Annotated in this window: 19 protein-coding genes and 4 pseudogenes; 1 reads left to right on the top strand and 22 read right to left on the bottom strand. The window is 45.9% G+C overall.

Annotation, left to right across the window (positions count from 1 at the left end):
• Positions 1–216 precede the first annotated feature (216 nt).
• The 12 genes and pseudogenes from AB1402_04190 to AB1402_04135 form a co-directional block, all read right to left on the bottom strand.
• On the bottom strand, positions 217–1602 hold the full coding sequence (locus AB1402_04190; GenBank protein ID MEW6540799.1) for a hypothetical protein: 1386 nt from the start codon (positions 1600–1602) through the stop codon (positions 217–219).
• A gap of 2 nt (positions 1603–1604) precedes the next feature.
• Positions 1605–2522 (bottom strand): hypothetical protein, encoded by a 918-nt coding sequence (locus AB1402_04185; protein MEW6540798.1) that lies wholly within the window; start codon positions 2520–2522, stop codon positions 1605–1607.
• A 179-nt stretch (positions 2523–2701) separates the two neighbouring features.
• Positions 2702–2908, bottom strand: coding sequence for a hypothetical protein (locus tag AB1402_04180; GenBank protein MEW6540797.1), 207 nt, complete (start codon positions 2906–2908; stop codon positions 2702–2704).
• Positions 2909–2933: 25 nt separating this feature from the next.
• Positions 2934–3305: a hypothetical protein gene (locus AB1402_04175; protein ID MEW6540796.1), complete on the bottom strand. Its 372-nt coding sequence runs from the start codon at positions 3303–3305 to the stop codon at positions 2934–2936.
• A complete protein-coding gene (locus AB1402_04170) occupies positions 3302–3394 on the bottom strand; it encodes a hypothetical protein (GenBank protein MEW6540795.1) in 93 nt (30 codons plus the stop codon). Before AB1402_04170 ends, AB1402_04175 begins: the two co-directional genes overlap by 4 nt.
• A gap of 43 nt (positions 3395–3437) precedes the next feature.
• On the bottom strand, positions 3438–3644 hold the full coding sequence (locus tag AB1402_04165) for a hypothetical protein (protein ID MEW6540794.1): 207 nt from the start codon (positions 3642–3644) through the stop codon (positions 3438–3440).
• Between the two features lie 64 nt (positions 3645–3708).
• The gene (locus AB1402_04160; protein MEW6540793.1) at positions 3709–4425 is read right to left on the bottom strand and encodes a hypothetical protein; all 717 of its coding nucleotides are present in this window, start codon (positions 4423–4425) and stop codon (positions 3709–3711) included.
• A gap of 492 nt (positions 4426–4917) precedes the next feature.
• Positions 4918–5445: pseudogene (gmhB, locus tag AB1402_04155) on the bottom strand (D-glycero-beta-D-manno-heptose 1,7-bisphosphate 7-phosphatase).
• A 30-nt stretch (positions 5446–5475) separates the two neighbouring features.
• Positions 5476–6042: pseudogene (locus AB1402_04150) on the bottom strand (D-sedoheptulose 7-phosphate isomerase).
• A 1-nt stretch (position 6043) separates the two neighbouring features.
• Positions 6044–7035, bottom strand: a pseudogene (locus tag AB1402_04145) (GHMP kinase).
• 40 nt (positions 7036–7075) lie between these two features.
• A complete protein-coding gene (locus tag AB1402_04140; protein ID MEW6540792.1) occupies positions 7076–7810 on the bottom strand; it encodes a nucleotidyltransferase family protein in 735 nt (244 codons plus the stop codon).
• Positions 7811–7879: 69 nt separating this feature from the next.
• The gene (locus tag AB1402_04135) at positions 7880–8020 is read right to left on the bottom strand and encodes a glycosyltransferase (protein MEW6540791.1); all 141 of its coding nucleotides are present in this window, start codon (positions 8018–8020) and stop codon (positions 7880–7882) included.
• A gap of 212 nt (positions 8021–8232) precedes the next feature.
• Here AB1402_04135 and AB1402_04130 point away from each other — a divergent pair.
• Positions 8233–8881 (top strand): annotated as a pseudogene (locus AB1402_04130) (ISAzo13 family transposase).
• Positions 8882–9029: 148 nt separating this feature from the next.
• On the opposite strand, the gene AB1402_04125 reads toward AB1402_04130, so the two are convergent.
• From AB1402_04125 to AB1402_04080, 10 genes are all read right to left on the bottom strand, one after another.
• Positions 9030–9974: a GDP-L-fucose synthase gene (locus tag AB1402_04125; protein MEW6540790.1), complete on the bottom strand. Its 945-nt coding sequence runs from the start codon at positions 9972–9974 to the stop codon at positions 9030–9032.
• 12 nt (positions 9975–9986) lie between these two features.
• The gene (gene gmd, locus AB1402_04120; protein ID MEW6540789.1) at positions 9987–11075 is read right to left on the bottom strand and encodes a GDP-mannose 4,6-dehydratase; all 1089 of its coding nucleotides are present in this window, start codon (positions 11073–11075) and stop codon (positions 9987–9989) included.
• Positions 11072–11824: a glycosyltransferase family 2 protein gene (locus AB1402_04115; GenBank protein MEW6540788.1), complete on the bottom strand. Its 753-nt coding sequence runs from the start codon at positions 11822–11824 to the stop codon at positions 11072–11074. Before AB1402_04115 ends, gmd begins: the two co-directional genes overlap by 4 nt.
• 81 nt (positions 11825–11905) lie before the next feature.
• Positions 11906–13096 carry a glycosyltransferase family 4 protein gene (locus AB1402_04110; GenBank protein ID MEW6540787.1) on the bottom strand — a complete coding sequence of 397 codons (1191 nt, stop codon included), beginning with the start codon at positions 13094–13096 and terminating at the stop codon, positions 11906–11908.
• 14 nt (positions 13097–13110) lie between these two features.
• Positions 13111–14415, bottom strand: coding sequence for an O-antigen ligase family protein (locus AB1402_04105; GenBank protein MEW6540786.1), 1305 nt, complete (start codon positions 14413–14415; stop codon positions 13111–13113).
• 68 nt (positions 14416–14483) lie between these two features.
• Positions 14484–15206 (bottom strand): methyltransferase domain-containing protein, encoded by a 723-nt coding sequence (locus AB1402_04100; GenBank protein ID MEW6540785.1) that lies wholly within the window; start codon positions 15204–15206, stop codon positions 14484–14486.
• Positions 15203–16312 carry a glycosyltransferase family 1 protein gene (locus tag AB1402_04095; protein ID MEW6540784.1) on the bottom strand — a complete coding sequence of 370 codons (1110 nt, stop codon included), beginning with the start codon at positions 16310–16312 and terminating at the stop codon, positions 15203–15205. Before AB1402_04095 ends, AB1402_04100 begins: the two co-directional genes overlap by 4 nt.
• Positions 16309–17466 carry a hypothetical protein gene (locus tag AB1402_04090; GenBank protein MEW6540783.1) on the bottom strand — a complete coding sequence of 386 codons (1158 nt, stop codon included), beginning with the start codon at positions 17464–17466 and terminating at the stop codon, positions 16309–16311. The genes AB1402_04095 and AB1402_04090 overlap by 4 nt, the downstream gene beginning before the upstream one ends.
• Positions 17467–17500: 34 nt before the next feature.
• Positions 17501–18427, bottom strand: a complete 927-nt coding sequence (locus AB1402_04085) for an NAD-dependent epimerase/dehydratase family protein (GenBank protein MEW6540782.1) — start codon at positions 18425–18427, stop codon at positions 17501–17503.
• A 2-nt stretch (positions 18428–18429) separates the two neighbouring features.
• The gene (locus AB1402_04080) at positions 18430–19632 is read right to left on the bottom strand and encodes a class I SAM-dependent methyltransferase (protein ID MEW6540781.1); all 1203 of its coding nucleotides are present in this window, start codon (positions 19630–19632) and stop codon (positions 18430–18432) included.
• Between the last annotated feature and the right edge of the window lie 9 nt (positions 19633–19641).

Raw genomic sequence — 19641 nt, 5'->3', positions numbered from 1 at the left:
GTTTATCCAGCGCCGATTTGCTCGCCAACCCCCTTAGGTGCTCTGTTTCGTCCCCAGTTGCTTATTCCGGTTAACATCCAAAAGTGGCCGGTTAAAACCAGAATAGGTGGCCGGTTTGCTCCGGAATGGGTGGCCGGATTACTCCGGAATAGGTGGCCGGATTACTCCGGAATACGCACCGACAAAGCCGGCAATTACATTTCTCCACAATCTACCCTACCGTTCTACTCCCTCGCCATCCTCCTGGTTGACCCCTAACTGCCCCTGAGCCAAGAGCTTCAAAACCTTAGACCCCGTGCGCAACGGTATGGAAGCGTAGTTGTGCGCCAAGGCAATCGGAATCACGGCGTCCTTATACAGCGCCGTGCCGACACGGTCCAACAAGGCCAGCGCATCCGGAAGCAGCTCATACTCCCTCGGATCGTGCGGGCTGGCAGTGTCTTTATTAGTCTTAGGTACGGTAATGGTCAGCAGCTGTCCACGCGCCGTCTTGTAAAAGAACTTCTGTCCGTAGTAAGTATCCCGGCCAAAAGCAGCGGACGAAGATGAGCGGAAGGTCAGAATATGATCATAGATGTACTTGTCGGGCAACATCATCAGGCAACCAGGCTTGATACGGTCTCCGATGGCGTCCGCGTGCTCGGCAAACTGCCCACTCTTCTCGATGCCGATGATCACCGGGCTTTTCTTGTTGTCCTCCGCCAGTACTCTGTACAGGTCATGGATGAAAGCCAAAATGGGGGAATGCAACCAGGCCTGCGGCCCAAAGAGCGTCAGCGGCCCATCGAGAATAAAGGCCACAATCCCCAACGCACGTGGTAGCCGCCGCGCCAGAAAATGCAGGTAAGCCACAATGGTAATATGCTCCAGACAGGTCATCAGCCGGCCGAGCGCAGTGGCATTGCCGTGCTCCTCGGACACTTCCTCGTGAATCCTAAGAGCATCAGTAGGGAAAACGCGCCCGCCGCAGCCCGGGCAGGTTGTCCCATCCACCGGCACCTCGATGTCGCCTATCTTACACGAAGCGGCTGCCGGACACCGTGCAACGATCACCCCGCCCCCCGGAGAACGCTTGTCGCTATAGCCCACCAGAAGCATATAGACATCCAGAAGGGAGGAATCTTCCACTCGGTAATCCCGAAAGATCTCGTACACCTCGGCCCGCCACGAGTCTTTTACCGTCGCCATATCCTGCCGACATACGTTCGACCCCGGCAAAACCATGGAGTGCAAGGCCTCCTGGGTTGCCTTCCTGATGACGGCCGGATCGACAAACTGCTCTTTCCCCTGGCGCAACATCTCTTCCAGATGCACTAGAACGCCGGCAATTTGGATGTAGCCGATGCGCGTGCTTGGATATCGTTCGCGCACAGCCACCTCCTGCGGGGAACCGTCAAAAGACATCACCCACCGCACCGGCTCCCCCGGCAGCGCCAAGGCATCCGCACAGACAATCAGCTTCGGACTAATCCCCACCTCAGCCTCCGGATTGAAGACGCGGAAATCCTGCAACCGCGCGCTGATCAATTCGTTCTCAACGATGGGCACGTGGCCGATGCTCCTCGAGCTTTGCAGGCGGCCGGACCGTGTGAAATAAGGCATCTCTATTCTTCTCCCTCCACCTGCTGCTCCAAAGCATGCAAACAGGCCTCTCGCGCGGCCTGCACCCTGCTCTCACTAAACAAATCTATCTGCATCGGAATAATGTAACGGCCGCTGCGGGTTTTCACCCGCGCGAACCCCACATCCTCCGCCTTCAATGTCAACTCCTGAAAATCCTGAAAATCATAGTACTTGGAAAGCTCTTTGACTTCGTTACGGTTATTCAGGTGCGTTACAATCCAGTTCGAAGTATTGGAAAGGATCAGCGGGTCCACGCTGCTCACTTCCTGGGTCGCGTAGATCAAGCCGATCTTATACTTGGCCGCCTCCTTGGCCAGACGCACATAGGGGTCTGCCTCGGCCGGCACATTCATCCGGTCGCGGTTGAACAGGCGGTGGGCCTCTTCGATATAGATCTGGATCTGGTGCGCCTCCAGCCCGTCTGCAAAACGCCGGGCCGCATTCTGAAGAATATGGTTCACGATCCGCTCGGAGCAGAATCTCAGGATGATATCCGAGCCTAACGACAAATCCACGATCGCAATCTTACCGTTCACCAGCTCACTGAGCACCTGTTCGGCATAGTCCGCCGTGGAGCTCGGAGAATGATACGGGCGTAGCGGTTCCAACAATCGAAACCCCGAACCGACGCTACCCTTGTAGAGGTCCAAAACGGCCTGCAGTTCCGAATCCACCCAGTCGCCCAAGTCCGCCCCCTCGTCCATCGCCTTGATCAGCGCGTCCCAGAACAACTTCAGGTTGCTTGCGGTAAGACGCAGCTTGCCGCCTTGAAAAGTCTTGAACTCCGATCCGTCTCCAACCTGTTCGTTGACCGCACTGATTACACCCTTGTTGGCAACAATGGTGATACTAAACCCCGGCGGCGGCGCAAAATTACCTTTCAGAAAAGTCGCAAACAACGCCGCCCGGCGCCGCCCCGCTCGGAAAAAAGCACTGCGGTCATCTTCCGGCGTCTCCGGACCGACCACATCGGCCGCCAGGAAACTACGGATGTAGTTGGACTGGTTTCGCGGGGTAAGGTAGGCGGTAATGATTGACCAGGTAACCGCGATCGTCTCCTCGGAATAGAAGTTGCTGGTCAGCGGCCGTACCCCCGGCTCCCTTCCATCCGCCCCATAGCGGAAGATGGTAGTGCGTAGCCGTACTGCCCGGCGGTGTGGATGATCGCGCTCACGTCCTTGCCGAAGCAGCTGCCGCCCCAGCCCGCCCCGGCCATCAGGTACCTTAGCCCGATCCGCTCGTCCAGCCCGATCCCCCGGGCCACCTCGGTGATGTCCGCCCCCACGTGCTCGGCCAGGTCGGCGAACTCGTTAATATAACGAAATCTTCATGGCTAAAAAGGCGTTGGACGCGTACTTGATCAGCTCGGCACTGGTGGGCGTGGTGGTCAAAAACACCGGCAGTTTGTTCCCCTGCGGCCGGGGCACCGACGCCGGCGGGGTAAAGGTCTGCTCCAGGATCGGGGTATACAGCTCCCGCAGGGTGTTTAGGGCGAACTGCTGGTCCGCCCCCACGACGATGCGGTCCGGATAAAAGGTATCGTATAAGGCCGACCCCTCCCGCAAGAACTCGGGGTTCAAGGCCACCGCCAGCCTGGTCGCTAGGCCCCGCTCTCTTAACCGGTTCTTGATAATCCCCTCCACGTGCCGGGCCGAGCCCAAGGGCACCGTGGACTTATTCACACCGTGACGTACGGCCGCTCGTTCAGCCGCCGCCCGATCTCCTCGGCCACCGCCTCCACGCCGGACACATCCGCGTCCCCGTTCGGCATCCGGGGTGTACCCACCCCGATGAAGATAACGTCCGAATCCGGGTCAAAGCTGTCCCAGAGCCCGAACTGCAACGGCAGATCGGCCCAACAGCTCCTTCACCCCCGGCTCGTGGATGGGCACCCGCCCGTTGGCGAGCTCGGCCACCACGCCCGGAGTGCGTCCGATGCACTGCACCTCGTGGCCGATGTAGGCCAAGGCCACCCCGGTGGTGAGGCCGACGTAGCCGGTGCCGATAATGGTTACTTTCATGTGTGGTTCCTCCTTTGGTGGCATCAAAGAGAGGGGCTTAGAACGAAATGATATTGAATGTCACCTAGATGCTGCTATACAATTTGGCCAAACTCTTCTTCATTTCCTCATAAGTCCATTTGTATTGGAAAAACGCATTATACTCATCTTCCTGAGACTTCCACCAACTCCTATCAGGTTTCCAGTTTGTCTTGGCTATTATCTTCTTAATGAACTTTGTAGCGTCAAAAACAAAAGCCCTGCAAATATAGTAATCGGATTTATGGAAAAAAGAACCCCAATCATGTCCAATATGATTTGTCGGTCTCCCTTCTCCATCAGTAAACCTATAATACTCAGGATGATAGATCTCCCGAATTTTTTCGCTATCTGGATATTCCTTTTTAGAGAACTCTCTTAGAATATGAGGAATAATATAATGTGCTGATTTGTGCCTAATTACTTTTGCAACCTCAGTCCACCAAGGTAAATCAGCTTTGTCGATAAGCCCATTCTCACTCGCCTCAGTTATCAACCTTGTAATTGTTCCCATACTATCAAGTTGCTCAATAGTAACTTTTCTACGCAATCCCGTGTTCTCTTTATCAAACAAAGCTAGTCTTAATGTATGTTCCAATAAGCAACTCATTGATATGATTGAGGCAAAATGATTGCCAAGCACAAAGGAAGAAACAGCATTCAGATATAACATGTTTATTGAGGGCTCAATCCATTCTAGCGGTGGTGGCAATTCTTTAAACCTATACTCTGCATAGTGAGCAGTCAGATTAAAGTAATCCATGTCACTAGTTCTCATAACCTTTATGTAATTCTGACTCCCTCGAAAATAGAATCTTGGATGATATTTTCATCCCCGGTGGCGACGAAGAATTGTCGTGAGCGACTCCTCCGAAAACAGAATCTTGATCAGTAGCGTTGCATTAAAACCGTTGCCGGTTGTCAACCCCCAATTCTGCAACGGGCACGGAGACACTGACTGGCAATTATGGTGTATACATACAGCGTCTGAATTCCGGCAGGGCCAAAACCAAGGGGTCTTTAAGGTAGCCCTGGTCCACTTTGCAACAACCTAAAGTATTACCGGGTCGTAGGTCAGATCATCTAGATGATCTACCTCTCGGGTGGAGACGCTCATCTCATCGGGTACCAAAATGGTACCCGATGCTCATAAGAACGGGGACCGCATAAAGTGGTCTTTTTCTTTTTGCGCTCATGAACTGGGAGCCACAGTGTCGTAATTAAAAAACCATCTTCGAGAACCGTCCCCGTGACACTATACCGTTAAGATCCAGTTGACAGCCTCTGCTAAGGATTTGGCGATAAACTCTCGTTCTACCCCACTACGGACTGGATCGGGGTTTGCCAGCAGGATCGCCTTACATCTGGCTCTTTTGCCCGCTTCAATATCGGATTTAGAATCCCCGATCATCCAGGATCGCTCCAAGTCAATGTCGTGCTCTTTCGCAGCCCTGAACAATAACCCGGGGTTAGGCTTTCTACAGCCACAGTGGGCGTCCACATCATGAGGGCAATAGTAAATTGCGTCAATGATAGTACCGCCTTTGCATAGTTCGTATTTCATCCTGGTATGGATTTCCTTCAGATCATCTTCCGTCATAACTCCTCTGGCGATTCCCCGCTGGTTGGAGACTACAACTACAAGAAATCCTTTTTCGTTCAATCTCCTTATTGCCACATCAACATCTGAAAGGAACTTAAATTCGTCCCAGCTCTTGATGTAATCCCCTTCCGGTGCCTTTTTATTGATTACCCCATCGCGATCAAGAAAAACCGCCTTATGCTTCTTGTTTTCTTGTTTTGCATCGGCGTCAAACAGCTCCCTTTCCACGATCTCACAGATGATATGCCCCACTGTGATGTGACCTTCCTGTATCCTGGGAGTATCATCGCTGGGAATATGTAAGCAGTAGTCTACCACATCTTTCAACCTACCTCCATCCCTGCCAGTAAACCCAACTGTTATTAACCCTTTTTCTTTAGCGACCTTTAAAGCTTGGATCACGTTCTCCGAGTTTCCGCTGGTGGTGATTCCAATGGTCACATCCCCTTCTTGGCCGAGGGCTTCTAACTGCCTAGCAAAGACCGTATCAAAAGAATAGTCATTGCTGAGCGCCGTCAGCAATGAGGTATTGACTGTTAAAGTTATTGCAGGCAGAGGATCTCGATCTAAATAGTATTTTCCACCAAGCTCAGCAGCAATATGCTGGGCATCGGCGGCACTGCCTCCATTGCCAAATAAAATTACCTTCTTGCCCTTGCGATAAGCCTCAACAAGAACCTTTGCTATCTCAGCGATCACCTTTACTTGGTCGCGCTGTAAAAGCCTTTCTTTAACCCGGAGGCTTTCTTGGACGCGCTGTCTTACCAAGTCTTCCAGCTCAGTCATTGTTGACCCTCCAAGTTTGAAGCCCATGAAATTCAAAGGCGAACTCTGTAATTGTAGATCCTATCTTCTTGAGTACTTCGGCCACCTTATGCTTGCGCTCAAAGAGGCAATAGAAAAGCACGTAGCCACCTCCACCCGCCCCGGTAATTTTATCACCTAAAGCCCCGTGCTTTCTTGCCTCCTCACACATTTCGTCAATAGATGCGGTTACTGATTCTATAAGACATCTTCTTTTTAAATTCTCAAGCGCTATGTAATAATCCCCCAAAATCATTAAGCCTCCGCTGTAAGAGGGTATTTTTCATCTCCACGGCAAGCTCCTTCTGCTTGCGCAACCCTTGCAGAGCCTCTTCCTCACTTTGTTCGTAACGCCTTGTCTGATCTTCTATGATGTGATCGGAAAGCCGCGTCTTACCTGTATAGCGAAGGAGTAGATTATGTTCAAGTTCATTGATGCAGTCCTGGCTGATCCGAAGCGTGTTGACAATCACCCGGTCCTTGTAGAACTCAATGAAATTAAACCCTCCAAAAGTGGCAGCATATTGATCCTGGAGTCCGCCCTTGATACCCAACTCTTTTCTCTCAATCACATAGGCTAAGTGGGCGATCTCATAGTCTGTGAGTGGAAGATTCTTGAAATCCTTGAGCAGGCCTACAAGGCAGACCATCATTGCAGAAGATGACCCGAGTCCTGAGCCCGGTGGGGCATCACTATGTAGAAACAGGTCGAATCCTTCGGAATCTTGTCCGCCGAGTTTACGGATGGCTGCCTTAATAAGATCGAGCTTGCCGTCATACACAAGCTCTTCATCAACGTTGTAATTGATAGAAAGCCCGAAGTCAACGGACTTAATCTGGATCTTGTTGTCTTTCTTCGGATAGCGGTGAAGAGTTCCATAAGCATACTTGTTGATTGTGGCGTTCTGCACACATCCCACCACCGGCAAGGCTGATCCTCAAAGGTGCTTTAGCTCGAATGAGCATAATACTTCACCCTCTTTTGCCTGATACTTATTGATATCTTTTATCGATCATGGTCTGTTCCCGGGTCGATGCCTTCCACTATTTTTGACAGAACGTCTCGTTGATCCTGCAAACGCCGATAATCTTCCACAACTCCGATGTCAATAAAGAAACCTTTTACAGGCATACCATAGAACCCCTTACCGATTAGCTTAGGGAAGACTTCCTTTTCCAGAGAGACCTTCCCTACAGGGATTCGGTCGAAGTTTTTTCTATTTAGCGCATATATCCCACTATTGATCAGTCTCGATGAACTTTGCCCTTTCTCTACAAAGCTTTCAATCTCTTCATTTATATTTATCTTAACAGCCCCGTATCTTGTGGGATCTTCTACCTCCACTAAAGCCATCGTTGCCAAAGCCTTCCTTCTTAAATGATAATCTATGAGCCCATTTAGGTTAACGTCCAGAAAAGAGTCCCCATTCATGACCAGAAAGTTTTCTTCTTTGATTAGATTTCCAGCTAACTTAATCGCCCCTCCGGTGCCGAGAGGCTCCTTCTCGTAAGAATATAAGATATGAACGCCCCATTTATCTCCATTCCCAAAGTATCTCTTCACTTGCTCACCTAAATGTCCGATGCAAAGCACAATCTCTGTTAAGCCGTGTCTTCTCAACTGCAAAATCAAATACTCCAGAAAAGGCCTACCAGCGACCGGGGCCATCGGCTTGGGAATATCGTTAATGAGCCCTCGCAATCGCGTTCCTAACCCACCTGCTAAGATCAGAGCCTTCATACAATCTCTTCGATCTCCCTTAGAAGCCTTTCACCAATCACATCCCAAGTATATCTCTCTTCTATAATTCTAAGATTTCTCAGCCATCTCATCCTTTCCGTCAGCGATTATAAAATGCTTTCCGTTCATTCCCTCAATTCCTTGAGCCCCTAAAGGGGTTGTCACAACAGGCTTTCTTAAGGCCATAGCTTCCAAAATTTTATTCTGAATGCCAGCGCCAAACTCTCATTGGCGCAACCACCACCTTTGCCCTCTCTAGATATTCATAGGGATCTTTTACAAAACCTGTCACGTAAACATTCAGTACACCCGCTTCCCTTGTGGAGGCGCTCGTCCTGAGATTCGTACTGCCGAGCCATCCAAAAAACTTGCAAAAACTTTGCTTCAGACTGGACACGGCTCAATTTTACTGGTAAACTCTCAGAAAAGAGCTGGTTGGCGATTTCAAAAATGGCGGTCGTGAGTGGCAACCCAAAGGGCAGCCGGAGCCGGTGCGCGTCCACGACTTCGTCTTGCCTGAACTGGGCCAGGTGCGGCCCTACGGTGTTTACGACCTGATCCGCAACGAAGGCTGGGTCAACGTCGGCATCGACCACGATACCGCCGCCTTCGTCGCGGCCAGTATTCGCGGTTGGTGGCAGAGCATGGGGCGTGCGGCCTACCCCGACGCCACCGAGTTGCTGATCACCGCCGATGCTGGCGGCAGCAATAGTCCACGCTCTCGCCTTTGGAAGGTCGAACTGCAAAGCTTCGCCGACGAAGTCGGCTTGGCCATTGCCGTCTACCATTTTCCTCCGGGCACCAGCAAGTGGAACAAGGTGGAGCACAGGCTGTTCTCCCATATCACCCAGAACTGGCGCGGCCGACCACTGGCGAGCCACGAGGTGATCGTGAGAAAAGATCGCCAACATCACCACCGCCACCGGCCTCAAGGTCGCGTGTCAACTCGACACCAACCCTTACCCGACTGGTATCAAGATCTTGGATGCCCAGCTGAACGACGTGCAACTGGAAAGCTCGGCCTTCCATGGCGACTGGAACTACATGATTCGCCCGCGCAATTCATCATGAGAATTCGTCATAAGTTGTCGCACTGCCAAGAGACTATACTTATGTCAAATGTCAACGGGCTGACACTGCTCTTGACATCAGTGTGATAATGGTCGAAATAGCAAAGGAAATTAAAAGATAAATACCATTTTCTGTATTCTGTCAAAATTTATATCCTCGCATCAAGCATATAATGCCCTTTAAACCACTCGTATGTCTGTGCAATTCCTTCCCTGAAACTTATCTTGGAACGCCAGCCGAGGGAGTGAATCCTTGATACATCAAGGGGACGGCGTGGTGTTCCATCAGGCTTCGATGTATCCCACTCAATACTGCCCTCATAGCCAACAATTTCTTTTATCAATAAGGCAAGGTCTTTTATGCTAATATCCTCGCCTGTTCCGATATTAATCATCTCTTTTGAATCGTAATATTTCATCAAAAACACAATCGCATCTGCTGCATCATCAGCATGAAGGAATTCACGCCGGGGAGCTCCGGTGCCCCAGAGTATTACAGACTTTGCCCTTGACAGCTTAGCTTCATGAAATTTGCGAATCAGCGCGGGTATAACATGTGAATTTTCCAGATCAAAATTATCATTCTGGCCGTAAAGATTAGCCGGCATGCATGAGATTGCCTTAAACCCGTATTGATCCCATAATGCCTCGCATAACTTTATACCAGCAATCTTGGCAACGGCATAAGACTCGTTTGTCGGCTCAAGAGGCCCTGTGAGCAAATACTCCTCTTTGACAGGCACAGGTGCAAACTTAGGATAAATGCAGACACTGCCCAAAAAAATAAGTTTTTTTACGCCATACCTAAACGATGACCAGATTACATTATTCTGCATCTGGAGGTTTTCGTATATAAAATCAGCCCTGTATGTATTGTTGGCATTTATGCCGCCTACCTTTGCAGCAGCAAAAAACACATACTCAGGACGTTCTTTTTTGAAAAATGCCTCAACATCTGCCTGTCTTGTTAAATCAAGTTCTTTGCTTGTTCGTGCAATCAGGTTATCATATCCATTGGCTTTCAGATTCCGCATAATCGCAGAACCGACAAGCCCTCGATGACCGGCAATATAAATTTTTGAAGACTTTTCCATAATCAACTCCATTCACTCATTATATTTGAATGTCTTAAATCCATTTGTTTTGCAGAGATGGTCTCTTTCAGCATCTTTCAAGTCCTCGCGCACCATTTCAGCTACGAGCTCCCTGAATGTAACCTTTGGCTGCCAGCCGAGCTTTTCTTTGGCCTTTGTCGGGTCGCCAAGCAATGTATCTACTTCTGCGGGCCGGAAGTATCGGGGGTCTATCTCCACAAGAACATTTCCTGAACTGTCATCAATACCTTTTTCTTCTATCCCCTCTCCTTTCCATCTGACATTAATGCCTATTTCCTTAAACGCCAGTTCAACAAACTCCCTCACAGAATGCTGCTTTCCTGTTGCCAACACATAATCCTCCGGCTCTTGCTGCTGCAGCATAAGCCACATGCCCTCTACATAGTCCCTTGCATGACCCCAGTCACGCAATGCATTCAGATTGCCAAGGAAGAGCTTTTTCTGCAAGCCAAGTTTTATTCTCGCTACAGCCCTTGTAATCTTTCGTGTAACAAAGGTCTCGCCCCTTATCGGGCTCTCATGATTAAAGAGTATTCCATTGCAGGCAAACATATTATATGCTTCCCTGTAATTTACAGTTATCCAGAAGGCGTAAAGCTTTGCAGCTCCATATGGACTTCTCGGATAAAAAGGCGTGGTCTCTTTTTGAGGAACTTCCTGAACCTTTCCATAAAGCTCAGATGTAGAGGCCTGATAAAATTTAGTCTTTTTCTCAAGACCTAAAATCCTGATAGCCTCCAGTATCCTTAAAGCCCCCATCGCATCGGCATTTGCAGTATATTCAGGTGCTTCAAAAGATACCTTCACATGGCTCTGCGCTGCAAGATTATAAATTTCATCGGGCTGCGTCTCCTGGATTATACGGATCAAATTGGTGGAATCCGTTAAATCACCGTAATGCAATTTAAACCTTACATTTAGTTCATGAGGATCCTGGTAGAGATGGTCGATCCTGTCGGTATTGAATAACGATGACCTTCGCTTTATGCCGTGAACCTCGTAGCCTTTGCCTAAAAGAAATTCGGCTAGATAAGCGCCGTCCTGTCCGGTAATACCGGTTATTAATGCCTTTTTTTTCATTTTTTATCCCTCATAAAAAATTGTGGTATTTTTGAAAAAGGTTTTAAAAGAAGAGTAATGGGATAATACAGTTTATTAACTTTCCAAGATCTATAATTTTCTATAATTGCTTTAAGGGTATACAGGCCTGGTTTGCTTATTCCTTTAGTCCTCATCTTAACCAAAATCCTTGGAATATAGATTGCTCTTATTTGATATTTATAAAGAAATCTAAGCATTAATTCGTAATCAGCGGCCAGGGGAAAATCCAAATTCAGCAAACCATATTTCTCATACACACTTCTTTTGCAAAAAAAGGTCGGATGCGGGGGCATCCAACCTTTTTTGAACTTCTCTCGATCAAATCCTCCTGCCTTCCAGTGTCTAACAATTTTATCCAAATTATACCGGTCAATATAGAGTATATCTCCATAGCATGAATCGGTATTGTTTTTAGTTATTGCTGTAATAATATCTATTATCACATGCTTATCGGCATAAAAATCATCAGAATTTAAAATACCTATGATTTCTCCGGTTGCAGCCTTTATACCTTTGTTCATCGCATCGTAAATTCCCCCATCAGGCTCACTAACCCAGTATGCAATCTTATCTTCATATCTCTTAATAACCTCAACCGTTCCATCCGTTGAACCGCCGTCAATGATTATGTACTCTATATCGGGATAATCTTGCCCGATAACGCTTCTGATGCATTGTTCCAGGTGATTTCTGTTATTAAGAACAGCGGTAACTATCGATACTTTCATTCTTTTCCCTCAAAAACCGTAACCGCAGCTATGATACATCCTTAAAGGCGCAACGAGGCTTATTACCTAAGAATCTATTCACTACGCTGAATTTCCAACGAGTTCTTCATAAACGGCCTCAAAGGACTTGGCAACTTTTTCCCAGGAATATTTTCTCTTCACCAACTCGTATCCCTGATTCCCTAATCTCTTTCTTTTACCGCCATCACTTAACAATGATATCACCTGTTCTGCAAAACTCTGTTCATCATCGGCGATCATGAGTTCCTTATCATTTTCGACTTCGATCCCCTCGCAGCCGACGGAGGTGGAAACAATGGCTTTTTGCATAGCAAAGGCCTCCAAAATCTTAAGCCTCATCCCTCCCCCTATTCGCAAGGGAACGATAAAAACCTTGGCCTTCTCAATGTATTCACGAACATCCGGAACATTGGGATAGACTTCTATTTGGGATGATCTCAAGGCCATAATTTTACCTACCGGATTCTTTCCTACGATAAGAAGTTTCACAGAGAGATCTTGTTTCAATACCAAAGGAAATATTTTTTCAATAAACCACAGGAGCCCGTCAATGTTTGCCTGCCAATCCAAAGAACCCAAGAAAAGTATCGAATATTCTTCGATAGTCTGTTTTGAGGCGAAATAGGCAGTATCAACTCCCGCTGGAATTACTGTTGTCTTTATTGATTTATTCAAACGCCTTAATCTTTCTTCGTCATCTTGCGTGATCGCAAAAACTCTATCATAATAGCCGCACATAGTTCTTTCATACTGCTTTACCTTCTCATATTGCAAGTACGCGTATGCCTTGATGAAAGGATTCTTCTGAACTTTATAAAATCGCTCCCAAATCACATACTCCACATTATGTTCTCTTAACGCTATCGGAACGTCGCAGTGCTGCTTCAACAATTTTCCGTAAATGGCCATGTGCAGATGGTCTACATGAACAACATCAGGTTTTCTCACACGTGAAACGTTCATCAACTTTCTTAGCACATCGGCCGAATAATATTTTAATATTGTATATGGAGTTGATTCAAACAAATTTGAGACAATCCCGCTGAAAGATGTCTTCGTATCCTTCTCTACAGTATATAACTCGCAGTACTCTTCAAGTTCCTTCTGTTTCGTATCCCAATCTGTTCCCAATGAAAACATAACAATGTTATGCCCTCTGAGTGCAAGATGTTTCGTGACATTGAATATTCCTATCCTTGCTCCATTATCGGGAGGATACGGAATTTGAGGCACAATCTGCAAAATATTCATTACCTAAGCCCTCCTCAAATCCGCGATTGTCTCATTGAGTTTAAACCTGTCGTTTTTAACCCATTCGAGGTTCTGATACGGTCTGCGACAGCCCTCTTAAAGGACAAAAAGAATGCAATATTAAACCATATCCTTGGATCCAGGAGACTGCCGCTCACTATGAATCCAGCAAAGTTTACAAGAACAATGATTCTGAATATCTTCGTGAAAATAACCGTTTCATCATCTACCGGTCCATTGCGTCCTGACAAATGAAATTTATATTTTTTCTCATATTTCACAAGACCATAATACATGAAGATAAACGCAATGAAGCCCACCAGACCATTTTCCGCCAGAATCCTAAAAAAAACACTATCGACAGCCATATGAAGATCTGTGCCGACTCTATAAAGATAGAGCCAGAAACCTTTATAGTATTCCGGCGTATAAAAACTTGCATTTCCGATACCCACACCAAAAATCGGATTCTTGAGCCATACCTCTATTGCCGCCTGTATAGAATCTATACGCATCTGAAATGAAGCATCATCGTAAATCGCCCTTATTCTTCCGCCAACAAGTTCGAGAAAAAGAATGGAAAAAAAGGAATAAATAAACAGCGGAATCAACACGAGTCCCAAAATTACATAAAACTTTCTTGAAGAGTTTCTGAATTCAAGCAATGTCAAGACAATCAATGTTCCCAGTCCGACATACCCCCCCAAGGAACTGCTGACAAAAAAAGCGATGACTAAAAGAACAAATAATGCCCATTCTCTTATTGTTCCCTTCAGAAATATGTACCCCAATCCTATTGCCATCCAATCCAATAGAAAAAATGCGAACCAAGACGGTTCATTGAATATCGATGAAACTCTCCTGAACGTTTGATCAATATCTTGACTTCCGAAAAGCAAATGTTCAAACCCTGCTATCCTAGAAATATTCAAGTGAATGAATTGCAAAATTCCGAAAGCAGCAACCGCCGTCCCGCACAAATAATAAAACCTTAACGGCATTGTGAGTCGCCCTCTCCCAAATAGTGCAATTATGATGACAACAAAGATAACATAAAATAAAAGATGAACATTCGTTTTAAGATATTGAACCAATTTTTCATCCGTTATATCATTTAAATAGAGACCAATAAGTGAAGATTGGATAACAACGTAAAATAAAAAAATAGCACCCAGTTCCCTCGAAAGCCGTATGTTGGTTCTTTTAACTAGAATTTCCGTCATTACAAAGAGAAAAGCCAAAGAAGCAGCAAATACAACAGAACCGAAAGGTACGGGCAGTATCCTTTCTTTATACCATGCATAATCATAATACACCATAAATAAGGACACTATGATCAGACATTTTAAAATGTTTCGTATTATGAGCAATCTCGCATAAAGCAGGATCATCTGACTTTTTCAAATTCGATGGCTATAAAAGTATAGTATATGTTGTTCCAAAATGCAGGACGCTCTTCACAGCGCGGTATATCTGCTTCATCAATGACTCGAAATCCCTGAGCAATTGCCGTAGCTATCAACTCTTGAATAGAATCTCTATTGAATATAGTCCAGTGAAGCTTTCTATTTTTGAACGCCCCGGACGCAACCATATCGGATATATGAATAATTTCTTCCTCCCAATAATCCGTTGATAAATAAACAATTCCTCCTTTTTTCATTATTCTATTGAGTTCGTGAAATAATCCCGTGATATCAACACCATGCTCCACAACAGAGAGAAGTATAGAAAAATCCACAATGCCGCTTTCCAAGCCAGTTGCCACAATATCAGCTTTCTTCATTCTATATGGTTTCAATGTTCGATATTTTGCCCATCCCCGCAATTTCGCTGCCACCGTTGAGTAAGGAGGAATATGGATGTCTATTCCCAAAAGATTTTTATACCCCATACTTCTCAATAACTCTAGGGTCAAGCATCCATAAACTGACGGCCCGCATCCCAAATCCACAATACAGGCTTCTTTGCTACTTACATATGTCGTAATAAGTTCACGGATATTGTTGAAATCCCAGCACTTCACAGGATCGGTATGAAGAGGTAAGCCAGCCTCCTTCAACCTATTTACCGAGACACCAATTTCGTTCCAATTCTTTAGGACTTTCATTCCCAATGAGTCAACAACTCCGAAATCTTCTTACACGTATTGCGCTTTGAAAAGCCAGATGCTCTTTTCCTAAGCAATTCGTCCAAAGCCGGTTGTCTTTCTTTAACTGCAAGCGCTTTCTTGATACACTCCGCCATTTCAGATACATCTTCGGGATCAAACAAAAATCTCTTGTCATCGATAATCTCAGGTATAGATCCCCGATTCGAGCCGATAGCAACTACACCTTGAGACATCGCCTCGATCAACGGATATCCGAATCCCTCCCAAAAGGAGGGCAATACGACCAAGGAAGCATTTTCATAAAGAACAACGAGATCATCGTCAGGAACGAATCCTGTCAAGACAACCCTATTCTGCAAGTTTAGCTTCCCGATGCACTTTTCTATTGAAGCGATTTTCCACCCTTTTTTGCCGCAGAGAACCAACATCATATCAGGTTCCGAAGTTGTCAAGACGGAAAACGCCTCCAGTAATGTGTTGATATTTTTCCTTGGTGAAAGAATTCCAACGTATAACAGATATGGTTTTTGAACTTTATACTTGTCGAGAATCCCTCCAGCTTTATCCGCCCTGGAAGAACAAAATCGTTCATCAAGGTAATGATATATTACAGTTATAGAACTTGAAACTATACACAGGAAGTTCACAATATCTCGTTTCGTCGCTTCTGAGACACAAGCGATTTTGCGGCATTTTTTCAGAGCCAGGAGATAAACATGATGCCAATAAAGTCTTGCTCCCGATGAAAGTTCATTCGGGGTGCGGACAAAGGAGAGATCATGAACGAGACAAACCTTCTTTGCTCTCGCCAACACCGGGCTCGCAGATACGGGAGAATAGATGACATCCAGCTTGTGCCTTCTTTCCGCGAAGGGAAAATAGAGTTGTGAGATATAATATCTCAGCCTATATGGAACAACCATCGTCTTAAATACTACGTTTGAAGGCTTTGAAGGCAGCGCGTCAAATGTCTCCCGCGAGAGAAAAACAATCACCGAGTGGTTGTCGCCCAGCGTTTCACAACACCCAATCAATTGTTTGAAAGCCCTGTAAAATCCACCCTCCTGCGGAGTTACAGATAATCCGTCTATCCCGATTCTCATGTTGTTTTCAAAGCCCGTGAAGACTTGTCACTTTGCGAATCCTCAAAGAGCGCATTCAAGCTCCTCGTGTAATTGCCGCCATTGTGATAGGCGATATAAGACTCACGCATTCTCTTCAATTTAACGATCATGTTTTGATTTTCCGATAGCTTTGAAACAGTCTCAAGAATTCCCTCCGATGACCAATCGAACACCAGTTCCTCCAACTGGAATCTCTCCAGCTCCTTTGCCATCCAGGTTCCTGAGGTAACCAGGGGGACCTTGCCGGCGACAATCGCCTCAACGAATATCCCCGAAGTCGATTCGCGATAAGCTTCTTTGTCATAGGGCAATAACACGATGTCGCTCTCCATCATTCTCATTTCATAATCTCTCCTGCTCAAATAGTCGGGAATCAGCTCCGATCGCGCTCCTCCATCCACCGAAACAAGATTCGAGCTCCTGGCAGCGACAATCACGAATTGCCGGGCAAACGCGCCCGTTTCCTTCAATATTGTGCGCACTACGTTTAATCCTTTCACTGCGTGTGGCATCCCGGGCCACCAGATTCTCAAACGGTCATCTCTCTTTCTTCCATCACCGTGATCTCGAACAGGAAATTCTGTGTGCGGAATCGGCAAAACCGAGACAGCCTTCCCCAAAAACGTCGACAACGCATTTTGAAGAAGAACGCTGTCCGTGAGCAATCGTAGGGAAGCAGTCCCCACCTTCTTTTCTATAAGCCATATCATGATCTTATAGAGAAGTCTTTGCGGCTTTCTTGTCACATTCCACCTGAAGAGGAGGAAAATCTCCACGTGCTTTCTCGACATCCGCCACAATGCAAGATACAACGCAACAAGATGAAAGCTCCAAAAACTTTCGATAAACAGGACGATCCGGTCTGACATGGGAAAGACATGTTTTTTTATACATCCTGCCATTGATGATGACAGCGAAATCATTTTCAGAAATCTTGCGGGCGAGAATCTCGACGAAGAATGCCGCCCGGGCTCTAAACACGGAAACCATCGGGAAGGCAGATCAGAAAAGGTCTGCCATGATTTCGGCACTACCGCTGCGTGCACAAACCCTATTTCTTCGACGGCCCTACCGAAGCTCTTGTTATAGTCAACGTCGTGACCGGCCGCAGCATCATGGAAAATCATCGACACAACTAGTTTCTCTTGGTGCTGAAGCGCCATCTTCCTAATGAGGGCCACACAATTTCACTTTTTCCCGCAAGAACCACTCTATCGTTTTCGCGAGTCCGACGTCTAAAGAGGTCAACTGTAGATCAGGAATAAGCCCGCGCATCTTTTCCACTTTAAGGCATTTAGACCTGGCACCCGTATATTTGGAGGTATCGTATCTGATATCCTCATGGTCATATCCAACCCTTTCGCAGATAATGCGCGCAAACTCCCGAATCATGAATTCTTCTCCGGCACCGATATTTATCAATTCATTCTCGCACTTGTCCGCAAGACGACGCAAGATTTTTACAAAATCGTCTATATATACAAGTTCTCGCTTTTGATATCCGTCACCCCATAGAATAACCGGTTCACCATATTCCCTTCCTCTGACAATCTTATGGATAAGGTCAAAAATAAAGTGCATTTGCCGTCCATCTGTGTGATACCCCGGACCGTAGAGGGTGGAAGGAACTATACAGAGATACTTCAACCCAAACTGCTTGTGCAAAGCCAATAACCCGGCATAGAGCATACGCTTCGTCATGGCATAGGTAAATAGGCTGTCAATAGGCTTTCCGAGCAAATAATTGTCTTCCACCAACTCCAGATCCGGATCATAGGCGCAGCTGGTCCCCATACAGATCATCTTTGCCTGCGGTTGATATTCTTTCCACCATGAAAGGACATTAGTGTTTATCTGCTGATTGATGATCCACTGCTCGCCGGGATGGTATAAGCAGAAATCTCCTGCCTGTGTCCATGCTGCAAGATGAAATATCTGATCATACGGTTGATTATTAAAAGCAAGTAAAGAATCCTGTTTTGTTAAATCACAGTTTTTGGAGTTCAGTTTTACTACCTCATGATCTCGCGTTTCAAGCTGAGAACATAATGTCGACCCAAGAAAGCCTGTGGCCCCTGTAACAAGGATGTTCATCTTTAAATTTCCTTTGGGTCAACTGGGAAGTAAAACTCTACGCCCTTGTCAATGAGATACTGATTATTTGCGAGAATTTCCTTTTTAAAGTTCCAAGCCAAAATATAATAAATATCAGGCAATTCCTGTAACTCCTTTTCGATAACGATAGGTATATGCATACCCGGTGAAAAAAGTCCCTGCCGTAGTTCATTTTTCTCGACCAGGTAATCAATATATTGAGTGCCGATTCCAAAATAGTTCAAAAGTGTATTGCCTTTGACAGGAGCGCCCATTCCATAAATCTTCTTTCTTTCCTTTTTTGCCTTGTCGAGATATGCAAGATTGTCCTCTTTCATTTTCTTTATGCGCTTTGAAAATTCAAGATAAGTTGAAAACTCATTGCTTTTTTCAACGTTCTCAGCCCGGCGCATTTCTTGTAAACGTAAGGATGGCTCTCTTTTACCTTTATGGGTAACAAAACCAATTATCGAGCCTCCATGTATTGGCGATAGATAAGCATCAAACATGGAAAGCCCATGCCTGTTTAATAAAAATTCGATAGTCTTTAAATTATAGTATAGTAAATGCTCATGGTAAATCTGGTCAAAAGCTAAATTTTCTACTATCCTTTTCATGTAAAGGAATTGAACTATAAAAACTCCATCATCTCTCAATGCCTCTTTGATACCTTCAGTGACGGAATGTAACTCTTCAAGGTGAAAAAACACACCAGCAGCATTAATAACATCAAATCTTCGATAAAGACGCTTAACTGTGTCCAGATTAAAGAATTCATTCAGAGTGTTAATGCCCGCATCATTGGCTATTTTAGCTATGGTCTTTGATGACTCAACTCCTAACACATCATACCCTAAAGCCTTATAATGTTTAAGTTGAGTGCCATCATTTGACCCAATATCTAATACCGATTTGTATTTTACTCCCTTTAAAAATCTTTCATCAACTTCTTCGGCTACTTTTCTGAAGTGTTCATTTAAGGTTCTTGTTATCCCTGATAAATATGTATGGTCAGAAAACATAATCTCTTTTTTTACTGTATAGTCAAGTTGTGCAGTTGAGCAATCATGGCAGAACACCACCCTCAGAGGATAAAAGAGCTCTTTCCCGACCTCTTCTTTCTTTAAAAAGTGATTAGCCCAAGGCTGGAAGCCAAGGTCAATAGCAAGTTCTAAATTTGTTGAGTCACAAACACGACACTGCATAATTTATTT

The organism is Bacillota bacterium, assembly GCA_040757205.1.
In the GTDB taxonomy this organism is placed as follows: domain Bacteria; phylum Bacillota; class Desulfotomaculia; order Desulfotomaculales; family Desulforudaceae; genus Desulforudis.
This window is presented reverse-complemented; position numbering and strand designations above follow the sequence as displayed.

Bases quoted from the DNA above. Each gene is read 5' to 3' on its own strand.
- AB1402_04190 (MEW6540799.1), bottom strand. From the start codon at position 1,602: ATGCCTTATTTCACACGGTCCGGCCGCCTGCAAAGCTCGAGGAGCATC.
- AB1402_04170 (MEW6540795.1), bottom strand. From the start codon at position 3,394: ATGCCGAACGGGGACGCGGATGTGTCCGGCGTGGAGGCGGTGGCCGAG.
- AB1402_04165 (MEW6540794.1), bottom strand. From the start codon at position 3,644: ATGAAAGTAACCATTATCGGCACCGGCTACGTCGGCCTCACCACCGGG.
- AB1402_04160 (MEW6540793.1), bottom strand. From the start codon at position 4,425: ATGGATTACTTTAATCTGACTGCTCACTATGCAGAGTATAGGTTTAAA.
- AB1402_04140 (MEW6540792.1), bottom strand. From the start codon at position 7,810: ATGAAGGCTCTGATCTTAGCAGGTGGGTTAGGAACGCGATTGCGAGGG.
- AB1402_04125 (MEW6540790.1), bottom strand. From the start codon at position 9,974: ATGGAAAAGTCTTCAAAAATTTATATTGCCGGTCATCGAGGGCTTGTC.
- gmd (MEW6540789.1), bottom strand. From the start codon at position 11,075: ATGAAAAAAAAGGCATTAATAACCGGTATTACCGGACAGGACGGCGCT.
- AB1402_04115 (MEW6540788.1), bottom strand. From the start codon at position 11,824: ATGAAAGTATCGATAGTTACCGCTGTTCTTAATAACAGAAATCACCTG.
- AB1402_04110 (MEW6540787.1), bottom strand. From the start codon at position 13,096: ATGAATATTTTGCAGATTGTGCCTCAAATTCCGTATCCTCCCGATAAT.
- AB1402_04105 (MEW6540786.1), bottom strand. From the start codon at position 14,415: ATGGTGTATTATGATTATGCATGGTATAAAGAAAGGATACTGCCCGTA.
- AB1402_04100 (MEW6540785.1), bottom strand. From the start codon at position 15,206: ATGAAAGTCCTAAAGAATTGGAACGAAATTGGTGTCTCGGTAAATAGG.
- AB1402_04095 (MEW6540784.1), bottom strand. From the start codon at position 16,312: ATGAGAATCGGGATAGACGGATTATCTGTAACTCCGCAGGAGGGTGGA.
- AB1402_04085 (MEW6540782.1), bottom strand. From the start codon at position 18,427: ATGAACATCCTTGTTACAGGGGCCACAGGCTTTCTTGGGTCGACATTA.
- AB1402_04080 (MEW6540781.1), bottom strand. From the start codon at position 19,632: ATGCAGTGTCGTGTTTGTGACTCAACAAATTTAGAACTTGCTATTGAC.